15 protein-coding genes are annotated in these 16364 nt (G+C 44.5%); 6 read left to right on the top strand and 9 right to left on the bottom strand.

Translation table 11 applies throughout. The annotated features are described in order from the left end of the window. Nucleotides 1-16 precede the first annotated feature (16 nt). The 5 genes from OCV52_RS12175 (at nt 17) to OCV52_RS12195 (ending at nt 3718) form a co-directional block, all read left to right on the top strand. Complete coding sequence (locus OCV52_RS12175) at nt 17-1735, top strand: proline--tRNA ligase (protein WP_004738559.1); 1719 nt, start codon at nt 17-19, stop codon at nt 1733-1735. 202 nt (nt 1736-1937) lie between these two features. Next, the gene (locus OCV52_RS12180; RefSeq protein WP_137407913.1) at nt 1938-2621 is read left to right on the top strand and encodes a tellurite resistance TerB family protein; all 684 of its coding nucleotides are present in this window, start codon (nt 1938-1940) and stop codon (nt 2619-2621) included. Between the two features lie 145 nt (nt 2622-2766). Continuing rightward, the gene (locus OCV52_RS12185) at nt 2767-2970 is read left to right on the top strand and encodes a YaeP family protein (RefSeq protein WP_137407914.1); all 204 of its coding nucleotides are present in this window, start codon (nt 2767-2769) and stop codon (nt 2968-2970) included. A gap of 1 nt (nt 2971) precedes the next feature. Then, nucleotides 2972-3163: a DUF4250 domain-containing protein gene (locus tag OCV52_RS12190; protein WP_137407915.1), complete on the top strand. Its 192-nt coding sequence runs from the start codon at nt 2972-2974 to the stop codon at nt 3161-3163. A gap of 228 nt (nt 3164-3391) precedes the next feature. Then, nucleotides 3392-3718 carry a hypothetical protein gene (locus OCV52_RS12195; RefSeq protein ID WP_004738554.1) on the top strand — a complete coding sequence of 109 codons (327 nt, stop codon included), beginning with the start codon at nt 3392-3394 and terminating at the stop codon, nt 3716-3718. Nucleotides 3719-3837: 119 nt separating this feature from the next. Here OCV52_RS12195 and OCV52_RS12200 read toward each other — a convergent pair whose 3' ends face one another. From OCV52_RS12200 to glyA, 4 genes are all read right to left on the bottom strand, one after another. Next, nucleotides 3838-5175, bottom strand: a complete 1338-nt coding sequence (locus OCV52_RS12200) for an IS4 family transposase (protein ID WP_137409200.1) — start codon at nt 5173-5175, stop codon at nt 3838-3840. Nucleotides 5176-5406: 231 nt separating this feature from the next. After that, nucleotides 5407-6600: an ISL3 family transposase gene (locus OCV52_RS12205; RefSeq protein ID WP_261900840.1), complete on the bottom strand. Its 1194-nt coding sequence runs from the start codon at nt 6598-6600 to the stop codon at nt 5407-5409. A 139-nt stretch (nt 6601-6739) separates the two neighbouring features. Next, entirely contained in the window at nt 6740-8116 is a 1377-nt protein-coding gene (locus tag OCV52_RS12210) for an IS4 family transposase (RefSeq protein WP_102265919.1), read from the bottom strand. Nucleotides 8117-8439: 323 nt separating this feature from the next. Beyond that, complete coding sequence (gene glyA / locus OCV52_RS12215) at nt 8440-9690, bottom strand: serine hydroxymethyltransferase (protein ID WP_004738553.1); 1251 nt, start codon at nt 9688-9690, stop codon at nt 8440-8442. A 347-nt stretch (nt 9691-10037) separates the two neighbouring features. Here glyA and OCV52_RS12220 point away from each other — a divergent pair, with 347 nt between their 5' ends. Beyond that, the gene (locus tag OCV52_RS12220; protein ID WP_063524544.1) at nt 10038-10640 is read left to right on the top strand and encodes a YitT family protein; all 603 of its coding nucleotides are present in this window, start codon (nt 10038-10040) and stop codon (nt 10638-10640) included. A 233-nt stretch (nt 10641-10873) separates the two neighbouring features. Here OCV52_RS12220 and treC read toward each other — a convergent pair whose 3' ends face one another. The 5 genes from treC to gmhB all read right to left on the bottom strand — a co-directional run bounded on the left by treC (nt 10874) and on the right by gmhB (nt 16273). After that, a complete protein-coding gene (gene treC / locus OCV52_RS12225; protein WP_137408246.1) occupies nt 10874-12559 on the bottom strand; it encodes an alpha,alpha-phosphotrehalase in 1686 nt (561 codons plus the stop codon). Between the two features lie 120 nt (nt 12560-12679). After that, a complete protein-coding gene (gene treB, locus OCV52_RS12230) occupies nt 12680-14104 on the bottom strand; it encodes a PTS trehalose transporter subunit IIBC (protein WP_137408247.1) in 1425 nt (474 codons plus the stop codon). Between the two features lie 204 nt (nt 14105-14308). Beyond that, complete coding sequence (treR, locus tag OCV52_RS12235; protein ID WP_137408248.1) at nt 14309-15253, bottom strand: trehalose operon repressor TreR; 945 nt, start codon at nt 15251-15253, stop codon at nt 14309-14311. A gap of 89 nt (nt 15254-15342) precedes the next feature. Then, nucleotides 15343-15678, bottom strand: coding sequence for an MliC family protein (locus OCV52_RS12240; protein ID WP_004738543.1), 336 nt, complete (start codon nt 15676-15678; stop codon nt 15343-15345). A 43-nt stretch (nt 15679-15721) separates the two neighbouring features. Next, complete coding sequence (gene gmhB / locus OCV52_RS12245) at nt 15722-16273, bottom strand: D-glycero-beta-D-manno-heptose 1,7-bisphosphate 7-phosphatase (RefSeq protein WP_004738542.1); 552 nt, start codon at nt 16271-16273, stop codon at nt 15722-15724. Nucleotides 16274-16364 lie beyond the last annotated feature (91 nt).

Genomic DNA, 16364 nt, shown 5'->3' on the forward strand with positions numbered 1-16364 from the left:
AAACGGATACCATAGAATGCGTACCAGTAACTATCTTCTTTCTACTCTGAAAGAGACTCCAAACGACGCAGAAGTTATCAGCCACCAGCTGATGCTACGTGCAGGTATGATCCGTAAGCTAGCTTCAGGTTTATACACTTGGCTACCTACCGGTCTGCGTGTACTGCGTAAAGTCGAAAACATCGTTCGCCAAGAGATCGATAATGCAGGTGCAGTTGAGACTTTAATGCCCGTAGTGCAGCCGTTTGAGCTATGGGAAGAGACTGGTCGTAGTGAAAAAATGGGCCCAGAACTACTGCGCTTTACTGACCGTCATTCTCGTCCGTTTGTTCTTAGCCCAACAGCTGAAGAAGTAATCACTAGCCTTGTTCGTAACGAAGTAAACTCGTACAAACAGCTACCACTGAACTTGTACCAGATTCAAACTAAGTTCCGTGATGAGCGTCGTCCACGTTTCGGTGTTATGCGTGCTCGTGAATTCTCTATGATGGATGCGTACAGCTTCGACATCGACAAAGAAGGCCTAGAAAAGTCTTACCAAGCGATGCACGATGCTTACTGTAATGCATTCGACCGCATGGGTCTTGAGTACCGTCCAGTACTAGCAGACTCAGGCGCTATCGGTGGTAGTGGTTCTCAAGAGTTCCACGTACTAGCGGAAAGCGGCGAAGACCTAATCGCATTCTCTACAGAATCTGATTACGCAGCAAACATCGAGAAAGCTGAAGCACTAGCTCCAACTGAAGAAGCTGCAGCACCAACTCAAGAGATGGAATTGGTTGATACTCCAAACGCGAAAACTATCGCAGAATTGGTAGAGCAACACGGTCTAGCAATCGAGAAAACTGTTAAGACTCTATTCGTTAAAGCTTCTGATGAAGTAGATGCAGACATCATTGCTCTAATCATCCGTGGCGACCACGAACTGAACGAAGTGAAAGCGGAAAATCTTCCACAAGTTGCTTCTCCACTAGAGATGGCTTCTGAAGAAGAAATTCGTGCACTCGTTGGCGCTGGCCCAGGCTCACTTGGTCCTGTAGGCCTAGAGCTACCATTCATCGTTGATCGCTCTGTTGCTGTAATGAGCGACTTTGGCGCAGGTGCAAACGTAGACGGTAAGCACTACTTCGGTATCAACTGGGGTCGTGACGTTGAGCTTGCTCAAGTAGAAGACCTACGTAACGTAATCGAAGGCGACCTAAGCCCATGTGGTAAAGGTACACTTCAGCTTAAACGTGGTATCGAAGTTGGTCATATCTTCCAACTAGGTAACGTTTACTCACAAGCGATGAACTGTGGCGTGCTTGGTCCTGACGGTAAGAACGTTATCCTAGAGATGGGTTGTTACGGTATCGGTGTATCACGTGTTGTTGCCTCTGCAATCGAGCAGAACCACGACAAATACGGCATCATCTGGCCAGACGCACTAGCACCTTTCCAAGTTGCTATCGTTCCTATGAACATGCACAAGTCTGAAGAAGTTAAGGAAGCGGCTGAGAAGCTATACGCTGAACTAACAGCTATGGGTATCGAAGTACTATTCGATGACCGTAAAGAGCGTCCGGGCGTAATGTTCTCTGACATCGAGCTAATTGGTATCCCTCACACTATCGTGATCGGCGACCGCTCAATGAAAGAAGGTAACTTCGAGTACAAGAACCGTCGTGCTGGTACTAAAGAAGCTGTTGCTATCGATTCAATCGTTGAACACGTTACTTCTCAATTTGCTAAATAAGCAAACTCTGCAAAGTACATGAGCTTGCAAAGCAAATAATAGAAGGCTGCCATCTGGCGGCCTTTTTTATTTCCCCAACTCACCTTCACTCGCTCTCTCATTTCTCGATAAAGTAAATAACGTAAGTTAATCCCCGGTTCATCTTTAAATACATATATTAGATTCATCAACTCATTAGACGCGTTTACCATTGGAGGTATCGATGGATCTTAAAAGCCTACTTAACCAAGCACTTAAGTCAGACCTTGTTAAACAAGGCACTCAGAAACTCTCACAAAGCTCATCTGGCCTAAGCGGTCTTACACAAGGCAGTAAAGACAGCAGCAAAAGTACACTTGGTGCATTAGGTGCAGGAGCCGTTGGTGGCGGGTTGCTAGGAGCTCTCATGGGCTCAAAGAAAACCAAGAAGATTGGCAAGAAGGCCGTAGGTATTGGTGGAGCAGCTGCGCTTGGTGCATTGGCATATAAGGTATATAACGATTACCAAGCCAAACAAGGCACTCCGGACTCATCTCCGCAAGCCACATTTGACGAGCAAGATGCTTGTCATAATCTACTTATTCTACGCTCTATGATTGCGGCTTCTAAAGCGGACGGTCATGTCGATGAGCAAGAGATGGCTAAAATTGAACAAGCCGTCGAAAACATGGGCGCGGATTATCAGCTGACTAAGTTAGTGTCTGAAGAGCTGCACAAACCTCTCGACCCAAGCGAAATCGCTCAACTCGCAAGCTCACCGCAACAAGCCAGCGAAATCTACTTGGCCTCTTTGATTGTGGCCGACGAGCAGAACTTCATGGAAAAGGCTTACTTGAAAGAATTAGCCAAGCAACTCAACCTTGCAGATGAAGTGAAATACCAGCTGGAACAGCAAGTCGCCGGCTAGTCGACCAATCATTGGTTAACTGGTCACCTAATAAAGTGAGATATTGAGCAAGGACAAACTAACTCTGATCTTCGTCAGATCCGCTTTGTTTTTGCTTATCTCTATGTGTATATTGAGATCAGGTATCATTTGGTTAGGTATAAAAATGAAAGTATACGATTGTTGTGATTTGGTACATGAACTGTACTCTCAAATTGGTAGTGGCGACCAAGGCTATATCCCTCAAGCGATCACCTGCGCTTTAAAAACATTAAACGACCTTGCAGCAGATGAATCTCTTCCAAAAGAAGCTCGCGAACGCGCGGCATTTGCAGCTGCTAACCTACTCATTTCAGATTTCGAGGACTAATATGAACCTCTCTAATTTTGAAAAGATGGATCCTGTTATGTTGATGAGCATCGTCAACATGAAGCTACGTGACAACTTCGACGGAGACTTAGACCGAGTGGTTAACTTCTATGAAATCGACAAAGCAGCATTAATCTCTAAACTTGCCTCTGCGGGTTTTGAATACCTGCCAGAAGCAAAACAGTTTAGATAATGATGTAAATTCAGATTGATAGACAAAGGCCAACTCGATGTTGGTCTTTTTTATAGGTGTCAGCCTTAGCCAATACAGCCTTCAGAATATAAATTATCTCCTCCTTACTCTCTTTTTATATCTTAGACTCTAAGAACGCGCCTTGAATCGTAGCGTGTAGTTGTATAGTCTACCTCAAATAGCAAATAATAAATCATCAACCAACTTGATGATCGCGAAGGATTAACAATGAAAAGACTCGGACTTTTAACAGTGTTTACTGCAGCTCTTACAGCGGGTTGCGCTTCAAATACTCAGCAAGACAATTTTCGTGAAGCCTCTTTTGAGCTGTGTAATACCGAAGTCGATATTTACTCTGTAAGCCATGATGAGAGAGTACGTATCGTCTGTTCTGATGGCTCTAAATTCGCTTTAAACAGCGAAGATACACTAGAAGTGATGCGCGAAATCAACATCGATTACTGTGATGGCGAAGGCCTAGGTAAATTTAACGAAAGCCGTAATTACTACTCGTTCAAGTGTAAATCAGGCACCCTACTTAGCATCAAAAAGTAGAACCAACACAAAAAAATACAAAGGGTTAATGTGAAAGCATTAGCCCTTTTTAGTGCCTGCCTTTCTCTGCTCTCAAAACCACCAGATACAAAAAAGGCCCCTATTAAAGGCAATGTAGTTCACTTAAGCGGAGCTGCTTTGCGATTAATTGGGTAGCGAGTCTTTGATATTTTTACCGCCCTAGGCCGATTAGGCTTAGGGCGTTTGTCTATAAAGAGGACTGATAAGTCTCCCCTTAGACTCTTTAAACGCTTAGGTGTATTGCCTGGCGATATCGCTTTACTCATCACCTTCAGTTGGCTCGCTATAAACTGACAAGCGTATTTAAAGCTAATTTCATTCGGCATTCTTCCATGTTCAACTGCTGCCTGACTTGCTTCACGTCTTACCAAATTATAACCAAGCAACAGCCCCCAGAGTTCTTGATAAACAAGGTTTACTGTTTTACTGCGTAATACTAAGGCATTGTGTTGCATTGAGCTTTTGATATCACGATAACCTAATTCGATTTCCCAACGTTCATGATAAAGTTCGGCTACCGCTTTCGCGTCGTAGTCTGCTCTTGGAAGGGATGTAAAAACAGTTTTCTGCTTACCTTGTACTTCATAGGTCACCGCTCTGACTTGCCATTTTTCAGGTAAACTAGGGTTCTTTTTGAGAGCTTGCGGTGAGACGTTCATTTCGATGAGCATATCATTGCTTTCTTCTTCATCTAAAAGTGTGTATTTCAACCCTTTCCTTGCTGGTATCAACCAATGTCTATTAATACCGCTATTTTGAAGAGAGAGAAGTAAGTCTGCACCGTAAAAACCTTTATCTAGTAACGTCACAGAGTTATCTGGTAAAGAGTCGATGAAGGGCATAGCAAGTGGGATTTCACCACGCCGATAAGGGCTTATGGCAGCGTCAACGATGACATGAGAACGGACATTCATCATAGTCACAACTCTTAGCATTGGATGTGGTGTCTGCCTGCTACTCGAGGTATTACCCGAGCCAAAGTGCTCTCTAAGTTCGGGCGTATCCGCGGTGCGAAAAAGAGCACCGTCTACAGCAAAAACTTGTAATCCTTGCCACGTATCATCACGGTATCGTTCAAGACCCCACGTTCGCCCACATTGTTTAAACAACCACTCTGGTGCAGCACTGCCTAAACGTTGTCTTGCCTGGGTTAAAGCACTTTTTGCTAATAACTCTTCATCAGCCAAGCCATCCGCACAGACATTCATTCTTCGTGCGACTTCGGCAATTGGTTCATTACGGAAGAAGGCCATGCCGACAATTAACCACAAGACCATGTCACTTGGTAGTCGACGTCGGCGAATAGTCGCTTTATCAGAAAGACTAGCTGCCTTAACAACCCATTCATCTGGGATATGTTCAGAGAAAGTGGTGAGTTGAGCTACATCAACAGGATTTTCTTCGAGGAAATCGACAAAATAGTTTTGGATAGACATAAAAAATCGGAAGCCTAGAAACAGGCTTCCGATTATCTCTCAGAAGAAGGATCGGTCAACCGATCCTTATCTGATCTACATTGCCCTATTAAAGGAGCCTCTAGTATCATCATTTTTCAAAGTAGATGAGCGAAGTTCAAGGAGCTAACACGGAGTTTGCGCTAGCAAATCAGTGTGTGCGACACAGAAATTCGTTCACGCTCTAAGCATTTCTATACCAATAAAAAAGGTTCATCGCGGCTTTCCGGGGAAAGCCGCTTTTATCTTCAAGAAGAAGTAGTCTGTATCTCGATACCCATATCCCATTCGCTTGATTAGCTTTATCTTGTTGTTTATCCCTTCCAATGTGCAGGTGTTAAGCGGATAACTCGCAGATGCGATAATGCCGTGAAGATAAGGCCTTAGTTTTCGTGCGAACTCTTTCAATGGCTTAATTCCACTCTCTTGTACTTGTGCCCACCACGCCTCCCAGAGCCCTTTAGCATGTACTTCTGATTCACAATACCAAAGCTCTTTGAGTTGTGCTCCGAGTATATAAGTGGTCATTAAGTCCTTATTGATATTCAATATTTCGGTAAGATAGCTGTTTTGCTGTGTATTCAAATTACCCCTGTTTTTTAGCAACACCCAGCGTGAGCGCTTGATCCATTGCCTCGCTTTTTTATCTTGCTTGAGTTTGTTGGCTTGGTCGACTCTGACTCTATCCATCACCTCTCGACCGAACTTAGCAACAACATGGAATAAGTCGTAAACGATTTTTGCGTTCGGACAGTGTGCTTTAACTTCAAGATCAAAAGCCGTATTCATGTCCATTGCGACCGCTTCGATATTATTGCCATGCTTGCCTAGTTGCTCGAAGAACGGCCGTATGTCCTTACGGCTTCGGCCTAACCCTATCCAAATGACTTGGTGTGTCTTAGCGTCAGCGATGACCGTGGCATATCGATGCCCTTTAAAGATGGCGAACTCGTCCATGACGAGTTGCCTTAGCTCCTCCCATTTCACTGGCGGTACCACTTTTCTAAGTCGGGATTTATCTATCTCTTTAATGGTGTGCCAATGAACGTTCGTTAACCGGGAGATATGCTTAATAGGAAGAAGAGGCAGTAATTGTTCTATATAGCTTCTTAAGCGCTTCGTTATACGAGCATAAGGCTCCAACCAAGATAGAGATTCTGTTTTTATGCCACACTCACGGCACTTGATTCTTCGCGTTTGAACAGAAAGAACAACAGGAACACCGAGCAACATGGCTTCTTTTACATGACGCCATTGATACTCATGAATAGCCTCGGCCTCGAGACCACAAAGGCACTTAGCCTCAGAGTTCGGTTCAAGAGTCAGGGTAATAAGTGATGCTGTCTGGTGAGACTTTACGACTTGAAAGCCTTCCCAGAATGAAGATAGGAAAGTATGATTCGGCATGAAAACGGTAGTTTGTGTATGATTTTTGTTTGGCGACTAAACCATATCACTTACTACCGTTTTTGTTTTTAGTTCCCGCTAATCCGCGATGAACCATAAAAAAGGCCCCCTACAGGCTGTCTCTTGATCACAAGTCTGGTTAATCAAGAGACTTGGCGAGTTCATACCCTTCAAGGATGGTTTGTAACCTAAGCCATCCTTGCCATAACGTCTTTATAGAAGCGCGACCTGTTCGCTTGGTATTCTTCCAACCACCTAACCGAGCAATACCGTTGTAAGCCCATGATATATTAGGCGCTTCTTTCGGTAGTTTTTTGCTCTCCAACTTGAGCCACATTAACTTCCACGCTTTGCCTTTTAATACCTGCTCACAACTGCTCTTAGATAACTCGTCTGATTCATTCATAAACCTCAACTGGAGTAACCGAGTCGCGATAAAAGCCAAAACGACGCTGAGCCTTTCTAAGTTATCCTTACTTTGCATTCTCAGTTGCTCAACTTCAGTCCCTTCACTTTTCCAGACTTTATGAAAATCTTCTATCAGCCAGCGCCGCTCATAATAACTGACGATTTTGAGTGCCTCTTCCTTGCTCGTTATCGGCTCTGAAGTCAGTAAGTGCCATGCGAGCTTATTACCACTCTCTCCTTGTTCTATACATCCCACGTAGTAAAGCGGAATGTTATCGAACTCTTTCTTGTTAGCAGGAGACTTGAGTGTCACGGGGGCATATTTGATATCTAAATGAGCCTTGCGAGCTTTACGACCGCCTTTTTGCGGTATTTCGAGCACTTTCTCTCCGGCTGATAACAGGGTAGAAGCATAGCTATAAAGACGATTATCGTGCTCTTCAATACAGCGGCTTTGCATTGAGCGAACGAGGAACCTTTGTTGTTGCTCTCGCTTGTAAGTGAGGTATTCAAATAGGTCGGCTTCTCTATCGCACACAGAAATGACATCCGAAATTTTATCGCCAAGTCGCTCAGCGACATGGCGAGAGGCTTGTTCCCACTTATAACTTTCTTTCTCTTTGTATGGTCGAGTCGCATGCTGGTGCCTTTGACCTCGCTTTTCTATATCACGAGTCCAGCGCTGTTGTTCAATTAAACCAATAACAGATTGAGTGTCGGGAGCAAAAAGTAAGGTTGAGTGTACAAACATGGCGCGATGTCGATTGCCTTGATTAGAGTGCCCGAGTTCATCTCGAATGCTGCGATGGGAGTAACTGAGAGAAGTGGTGTCTTCTAAGGCAAGAAGTGTTTGTTGCTCTAATGCTTCTTGTGCGGTGACATAAAAACCCGCTTCTGCGATATCTTCTGCTTTGATTTGCTCATTACGGATGAAGCGATAAGCCCCTTCCATTTCAGCAGGGGATATAATGAGTTTCGAGACGGGTACGCCAGGCTGCTCGGCCAGTGAGGCTGCGAGAGCAACGAGTCTTTGAGTGCGTCTAGGGTCATTAAGGTGGGCTTGACCGAACTGTTTTTGTGCCCAAAGGGTTGGCTCTATATAGGTCATGATAATCATCCTTGTCATTGCTTAGATGATCAGATCATGAAACCTAAAAATAGTTCAAAAAAAATCCCCAAGCGTGGCTTAGGGATTTGTGTATAAGAGACAGCCCTACAGGAGCCTTTCAAATCGTATTTTTCAATCAAATAGTTTTAGTTCAAGGAAAAGGCGTGGAGTTTCCCCCCTTTCCCTAAAACAAAAGGCCCCAAAAGGGACCTTTAAAAGCATTTTTCAAAGTAGATGAGCGAAGTTCAAGGAGCTCACACGGAGTTTGCGCTAGCAAATGAGTATGTGCGACACAGAAATTCGTTCACTCTACGCAGAAAAAATTAAGCGTAAACAGGTAGACGCTTACAAATTTCTAATACTTTTGCTTTAGTTGCTTCGATAACAGACTCATCACCCATGTTATCTAGGATGTCACAGATCCAACCCGCTAGCTCTTTCGCGTCTGCTTCTGAGAAACCGCGACGAGTGATAGAAGGAGAACCAATACGGATACCTGACGTTACAAACGGGCTACGTGGATCATTTGGTACTGAGTTCTTGTTTACTGTGATGTTTGCTGCACCTAGTGCTGCATCTGCTTCTTTACCTGTGATGTCTTTGTTGATTAGGTCAACTAGGAACAGGTGGTTCTCTGTAGAACCTGAAACGATGTTGTAACCACGCTCAAGGAATTCAGCAACCATTGCTTTTGCGTTAGCAACTACGCGTGCTTGGTACTCTTTGAATTCTGGCTCTAGTGCTTCTTTGAACGCTACTGCTTTACCAGCGATAACGTGCATTAGAGGACCACCTTGGCCGCCAGGGAATACTGCTGAGTTCAGCTTCTTGTAAAGATCTTCGCCTTCGTTAGAAAGGATAAGGCCACCACGAGGGCCTGCTAGCGTTTTGTGCGTTGTTGTTGTAACAACGTGCGCGTGTGGAACAGGGTTCGGGTAAACACCTGCCGCGATTAGACCCGCTACGTGAGCCATATCTACGAATAGGTAAGCACCTACTTTGTCCGCGATTTCACGCATGCGCTTCCAATCACAGATTTGAGAGTAAGCAGAGAAACCACCGATGATCATCTTAGGCTTGTTCTCGATAGCCAGCTTTTCCATCTCTTCGTAATCGATTTGACCTGCTTCGTCGATGCCGTAAGGGATGATGTTGTAAAGCTTACCAGAGAAGTTTACTGGAGAACCGTGAGTTAGGTGACCACCGTGCGCTAGGCTCATACCTAGAACTGTGTCGCCTGCGTTTAGTAGCGCCATGTATACAGCGTTGTTTGCTTGAGAACCTGAGTGAGGCTGTACGTTTGCGTACTCAGCACCAAACAGCTCACATGCACGTTCAATTGCTAGAGTTTCAACTTTGTCTACGTACTCACAACCACCGTAGTAACGCTTGCCTGGGTAGCCTTCAGCGTATTTGTTTGTTAGCTGAGAACCTTGAGCTTCCATTACACGTGGGCTTGTGTAGTTTTCTGAAGCGATAAGTTCGATGTGCTCTTCCTGACGAAGAGTTTCTTCTTGAATAGCTGCGAATAGATCCGCATCGTAATCAGCAATGTTCATGTCACGCTTAAGCATCTGTATCTCCTGACTCAGATTGTACTGAAAGTTTCAAAAAAACCACACAACGACCGAAAGCAAACGTTTCCGTCACCGTTTTGATGTGACGCATTCTACATAATTTGATCTAGGTCATAAAGAGCTAATTGCAATTTTATCATGCCGTTTTTTCATAATCACAAATAAGATTCATCATGGTTATCGGGCTTATCCAACCAAAGATGTTCCTTACTGTCAATTTTACGATTTACACCCTGTAAAACGCAGATTACATAGGTTTACCTTAATTTTGCCCCTCTAGCTACCGAAAGCTTAAGTTTTTCTCTACTATGCACGCCTTTATTGATTAGGTAATTATTAAAACGATGGAAAAACACTCACGTAAAGAAGATTGGATTGCAGTCCTGACGGGCACGTTTTTAGTAGCGTTAGGCGTCTTCTTTTTACAGTCTGCGAATCTGCTTACCGGAGGCACTACTGGTCTGGCTCTACTGTTGAGTCAATTTTTGCCTGTAACCTTTGGTATTTTATACTTTGCCGCTAACTGTCCATTCTATCTATTGGCGTGGAAACGTTTTGGTCGCAGCTTTGCGATCAGCAGTGCGATTTCCGGTGCTTTAGTGTCTGTGTTTGCCGATCATTTATACTTGGTTATTTCGCTCGAAGTTCATAATGAGATCTACTGTGCCGTTGCCGGTGGTTTATTGATGGGCTTGGGTATGCTGATTCTGTTCCGCCACCGTTCTAGCCTAGGTGGCTTCAACGTCTTGTGTCTATTTATTCAAGATCGCTACGGTATCTCAGTGGGTAAAACTCAAATGGCGATCGACGCGTGTATTCTGTTTGCCTCGTTCTTCTTTGTATCGCCTTGGGTGATTGCAGTGTCAGTGCTAGGTACAGCAGTACTGAATATCGTACTAGCGATGAATCATAAGCCTACACGCTATTCGGTGAACTACGCGTCTTAACACCAGCTATCCAATCAATGAATTACTAGCTGTTTTTCATAACGAAAACAGCTAGTATTTACCTTTTGCGCACCCTATCCAGCACAAATAGCTCACTTAAAGATTAGCCAGATTGAATTAATGTAAGTGGAGCAATCCAAAGCCTTGTTGGCAAACTTATGACCAACTGGGGTACTGAAGGTCATGAGCTTTATTTTATGATTAGATAGACCTTAAGAAAGTGAGCTGACTACCTAGCCCTCAATCAACAAAATACGAGTTTCGTAAGGACGCAAGACTTGATGATGCGATGTTACTGAATCGTCTGCCTCTTGATAGTTAGAAAGCACACACTTGGCATTCGTCATATCAAAACGCTCAGGTAAAGCACATTCCGTCTCTTCACCATAATAGTTATTAATACACAGCAGAGTCTGCTCTTCAGTCTCACGAGAATACGCAAATACTGATGGGTGCTCAGGTAGCAAATCTTGATAACTACCATGAGTAATCACAGGCACTTCTTTACGAAGTTCAATCAAACTCTTGTAGAAATAGAACACCGAGCCTTTATCTTCCAGTGCTTGCTCTGCATTGATCTCAGGGTAGTTGTTCGCAACATCCAGCCATGGCTGAGCTTTTGAAAAGCCCGCGAATGCTTCGCTGTTCCACTGCATCGGAGTACGAGAGTTATCACGAGACTTCTGCGCTAGAATCGCCATCATATCTTTATGCTCCACACCATCGCGATTGACCATGATGTCGTACATGTTAGTGCTCTCGACATCGCGATACTGGCTAATTTCGGTATAACCTGGATTCGTCATACCAATCTCTTCACCTTGATAAATATAAGGTGTGCCTTGCATCATGTGGACAGACGCAGCCAGCATTTTAGCCGACTCAACACGGTAGTTCTTATCATCACCTAAACGGCTCACCACTCGCGGTTGGTCATGGTTACACCAAAACAGCGCGCCCCAACCTTTTCCATTTAAGCCCGTTTGCCAATGGTTGAAGATCGATTTGAGTTGCAAGAAATCAAATGGTGCATTGGTCCACTTCTCACCATTGGTGTAATCCACTTTAAGATGGTGGAAGTTAAACACCATCGATAGCTCGCTGTTATCAATGTTCGAATACTGCTGACAGTGCTCCAATGTAGTTGAGGACATCTCGCCTACTGTCACGCTGCCATACTTCTGGAATACCGCTTCGCTGATCTCTTTTAGATATTCATGCACACGTGGGCCGTCTGTGTAAAAACGGCGACCATCACCGATATCATCATTAGGGAAATCTTGCTGCTTTGAAATCAGGTTAATCACGTCCAAGCGGAAGCCATCGACGCCCTTCTCAGCCCAGAAGCTAATAACGTCTTTCACTTCTTCACGTACGACCGGATTCTCCCAGTTCAGGTCGGCCTGCTCCTTGGCAAACAGGTGAAGGTAATATTGACCAGTCGCTTCGTCTAACGCCCATGCATTACCGCCAAACTTGGATTGCCAGTTAGTTGGTGCTTCGCCGTTTACAGGATCTTTCCAGATGTAGTAATCACGATAAGGGCTGTTTTTATCACCCAATGCGGATTGGAACCATGCATGCTCAGTGGAAGTATGGTTAACCACAATATCCATCACGATACGAATACCACGCTGATGCGCTTCAGCCAGCAACAGGTCGAAATCTTCCATGGTGCCAAATTGAGGGTTAATCGCGTAGTAATCTGAAATGTCGTAGCCATTATCGATCATTGGTGATGCGTATACTGGCGTTAACCAAATCGCATCAACACTTAAGTGTTTGAGGTAGTCCAGTTTCGAAATGATCCCTTTAATATCACCAGTACCTTTGCTGCCACTGTCACAGAAGCTCTTTGGGTAGATTTGATAGATGGTTGCGGTTTTCCACCAGCTTTCATCATGTTCAGTTATCGCCATCTCTAACACTCACTTACCAAAAAATAATAAATAAAAATCACCATGTTCACATGGTCGATAGAAGTCGTTTCTAAGGGAAAAAGCGATGACTGGATTGAAATCACCGCTTATTAAGATGCGCTACGCGTTTGCTGTTTCGAGCTCACCTTTTGACTGTGCACGCTTGTAGAAGAACAGCGTTAAAGTCACTGGCAATACAATCGCTACCAACATCGCCACTAAATAAACAGACCAATATTGCGGTTGAATAGACAAGATTCCTGGCAAGCCGCCCACACCGATGCCGTTCGCCATCACGCCTGCGCTACCACAAATAGCGGCTGCTGCGGCACTACCTATCATTGCGCTCAACATTGGGAATTTGTATTTAAGGTTGATACCGTACATCGCAGGCTCTGTTACGCCTAGGTAGGCAGAAATTGCAGCTGGAACCGAGATATCTCGTTCACCTTCGCGTTTACTTAAAATAATGATGCCAACAACCGCTGAAGCTTGTGCAATGTTAGATAACGCAATCAAAGGCCAGATTGGCGTGCCGCCTAAGTCTTGCATCAACTGCAAATCCACTGCGTTGGTTGTGTGGTGAATACCCGTGATAACCAAAGGTGCGTAAAGGAAACCAAATACCACTGAACCAAGAATCGCGAAGTCACCGGTCATGGCCACTTTCGCTGCAAATGCGACGCCATCACCTAGCATACGGCCGAATGGACCAATAAAGGCGTGAGCCAGAATCACAGACAAAATGATCGATACAAATGGCACAACCACAAGGTACAAGTAAGCAGGCACGATGCGCTTAAGGTTGGTTTCAATGAAGGCTAATGCCACACCCGCGAGCATCGCAGGGATCACCTGTGCTTGATAGCCAACTTTCTCAATCACGAAAAAGCCAAAGTCCCACACTTCAGGAACGGCTTTACCTATCATGTAAGCGTTCATCAACTGCGGCGACACTAAGGTCACACCGAGCGTAATACCCAAAATAGGGGTTCCGCCGAGCTTCTTAACCGTCGCCCAACACACACCAACCGGTAGGAAGAAGAAAATCGCTTCGCCAATAAGCCATAAGAAAGAGTGAACGGTTGCCCAGAATTGGCTGATTTCAACTAAGGTTTTGCCATCGAACATGCGAATGTCGCCAATCACATTACGGAAACCAAGAATCAAACCACCAGTAATAATGGCAGGCAGCAGTGGCACAAAAATTTCGGCTAAATGGGAGATACCACGCTCAAGGAAGTTCATGTTCTGACGAGCAGCCAATTTCGCTTCATCCTTTGATGAGGCCTCTTTGCCCGTTTGCTCAATCAGCAGTGCATACACTTCGTCAACTTCGGTGCCAATCACCACTTGAAATTGGCCTGCATTAGTAAAGCAGCCTTTTACTAGCTTGAGCTTTTCGAGTTCTGCTTTATTTGCCTGATCTGTCTCATTCAATACGAAACGTAGTCGAGTCAGGCAGTGGCTGACACTCGCAATATTCTCTTTACCACCAACTAACTCGATAAGACGCGCAATGTCTTGCTTCGCTATCTTACTCATACTACCCCACCCTGGTTTTATTCAATGACTCATCTAAATCATTGAGTAATAACCACTCAGATTTAGATTAATGGGAACATTCCCAAAAGTGGTTATTATAATGCCTAGCTGAATGAAAAATTAAAATGGGAACAGTCCCATTAATTGAAAGAGATCACAGTCTAATTTTAATCTAAGCAGTTCAGTTTCGCTTAGTTGAATGGATTATTGAATCGGTGATTGGGTGTGATGAGAGATCTCTGTGTTACCTAAAAGTTGAGAGATCAATAGATTAGCAGCTAGTTTACCCGCTGATTGGTAGCCCGGATCAATACTAAAGACCCGAGGGAATAGGAAAGAAAGAAGATCGTTACCGCCGACACCAGTCACCACCACATCTTCACGTTGTCGTTCTTGCAAGCGTTTGATGACCCCAAGAGCGAGAGTATCACTGGCACAGACAATCGCTTGAGTCGTTGGAGTGAGTACCTCATCCACCAACTGATAAGCGCTTTCATGATGAAGTTGACCAGTACGATAGTTCGCTATCACTCTACTGTCCTCGCACCAATCTAGGTAAGCTTTTAGACGAAGTTCACCGGTTGATTTATCGCTAGGATCAACCCCAATGAAACCAACATCAGAGATCCCCTGATCCGTTAAATACGCCAACGCCCTATTGATCACCTGTTGGTTGTCATAGTTAATCGAGGTTACGTTCTCAGTGTCCAGCGCAATGACCACGGCTTTATGTCCCCACGCTTCGATCGCGGGGATATCGCAATCCGTGAAGCCAAACACAATGATGCCATCAACGTTACGACGCTTTAGAACTTGTAGGTGCTCGTTGGCTTTTTCTCTGTCGAGCTGGCTTTCCATGATCACCACATCGTAGCCCGCTTGGTACAACTCAGACAGCATGGTGCTGACGGCTTTGTTTTCAGAAGGAGAATCCAAACGAGAGATGATCACGCCAATCACTTTTTGGCTACCACCACGCATCGATTGCGCAGACTTTGAAGGCGTATACCCAGATTCTTGAATTACTCTTTCTACCCTTTCACGGGTTTCAGGTTTCACTTTAGGATCATTGGTCAGAACGCGAGATACGGTCGACTTACCAACACCAGACAGCTTAGCAATATCAAGAATAGTGAGTTTTTTGCTCATAAAAGGTCTAACGTCAAAGGAAGGAAAAGAAGCGGTGAGGGCATCCACCCTCACTTAACTGTTTGTAAATCTTAGCGATTAAAGATGGCTTACTTGCTGCAGTTTCGATACACCACACGACCAAGTTCTAGGCGTGCGTTATCACCTTTGGTACGTAAAGTAACGCTGTTGATTAACTCTCCAGTACCATCATCTAAGATGTACTTGGTTCCTGAGCCAGCCGCTACTTGAGTCAGGCGGTATTCATTTTCAGGTAAACGTAATACCGCTTTTTCATTATCAAGGTAAGCCACTTCAAATGAAACGTCAGACTCACATTGATAAGTCACGAATTGATTGTCCGATGTAGCACTGTCAGGCGCTGCTGACTTAGAGCAACCCATTAGTGCTACCGTACATAGAGATGCTACTAACATAGCTTTCATACTTCGTTCCTCATCTTTATACCATTGAAGGTAGTGAAATGTCTTAGCCTTTTAGGAAAGCAGGCACGTCCGCAATGCTATCAAGGACAACACTTGCCAAGGCTTCACCCTTTTCAGTGATTGGTTTACCGGTTCTTACCAATACCTTAGTGCCAACACCTGCCGCTTCTGCAGCCATCATGTCTTCAGCTTTATCGCCGATCATCACAGAGTTAGCCATATCAATCTTTAGAAAGTCACGCGCGGAAATGAACATGCCAGGCTTTGGCTTACGACAATCACAATCTTGTTTGTAGTCACCAATGCCGTGTTCAGCGTGGTGAGGGCAGTAGTAAATACCATCTAGCTCAACGCCATTATCGACAAAGTTCCAATCCATCCACTGCGTTAAAGAGAGAAAACGGTCTTCACTAAACATGCCACGAGCAATACCAGACTGGTTCGTCACAAGCACCAATAAATAACCCATATCTTTAAACGCTTTCGCCGCTTCAAACACACCATCGATGTATTCAAAATCATGCTCATCATGTACGTAGCCGTGATCAACGTTAATCACACCATCACGATCTAAAAAAACAGCAGGTTTAGACAAAATTTTGTTCTCTATCAACTCTCTATTAATCATTAATTATTACACGCTTTATTTGCTTCATCACTATCTATTTAGTTTTGCGTTCGTTAAC

This window comes from Vibrio chagasii (genome assembly GCF_024347355.1).
GTDB classification, from domain to species: Bacteria; Pseudomonadota; Gammaproteobacteria; order Enterobacterales; family Vibrionaceae; genus Vibrio; species Vibrio chagasii.